This is a genomic window from Vibrio sp. 1402 (assembly GCF_033340275.1).
In genome coordinates, this window is sequence record NZ_JAWOWE010000125.1 from 1 (window position 1) to 902 (window position 902).

Consider the following 902-nt stretch of genomic DNA (forward strand, 5'->3'; position numbering starts at 1 on the left):
GCCAATTACGCGTTAAGCTAGGGGTTATCAAAACAATATGGTCGGATTAAAGAAGAACATTTGGACTCTTTACATGATGCTGCTCACCGTCAGTATCGTGACATTTTCGCTATTCGGCTATTACCACTACCAAGCAACGTTAGACAAATACAAAGACAAACAGCTCCTACAATTGGAGCTGTTTGCTTCCTCCGTTGAGTCACTTTTAAAAGGGCAAGAATCGCTGCTAGAAGTCGTTGGTCATCAACTGGTGGAGCAAAATAGCTTCACTCGTACCGCGGCCATTCAAACTCGCCCAATGTTAGATAAACTTCTCAACATTCATCCGGCGATCATCGGTTTTGGCTTGACCAATCCCAACGGCGACTACATTTCCGTTAGCTCGAACTTGATTTTGGAAAAGCTACACAATCTCAAGCAAGATCCGCTGACCAGAGAGACCTTCCTTGAAGCGTTGAACTCCGATCGCATGGTGATCGGCAGAACCTACTTTATGGAAGCGCAAGATTCGTTAGTTATTCCCATTCGTAAAGCGATTCCAGATAAAAATGGCGTAGTACAAGCGGTAATGACCGCTGGCTTTAACATGAATACGTCGTCAGTGTTTCGTAACGACATTCATGCTAATGAACACAATCGCGTGTCCCTAATTAGAAACGACGGCTACCTTACGTTTAGCTCATCTGAAGACACTACGATCAAGGACTATCAAAAGCCCGCCGATGATTTAAATAAACAAGCCTTATTGGATCAAATCCAGCAAGACTACGGCTGGGATACCGACCAAGTAAAACAGCTAACCCGAGCAATCAATGTCGTCGTCGACACCCAACGTTTGAATGAATTAATCACACTCAAATACCTTCCTGATTATGGCTTATGGGCGGCGTCGTCGACCGATT

General features: G+C 44.6%; 1 protein-coding gene. It reads left to right on the forward strand.

The window, feature by feature from the left end; all coding sequences use genetic code 11:
• Nucleotides 1–37: 37 nt before the first annotated feature.
• A partial coding sequence (locus R7044_RS24575; protein WP_225455917.1) for a PDC sensor domain-containing protein occupies nucleotides 38–902 on the forward strand: 865 nt, incomplete at its 3' end.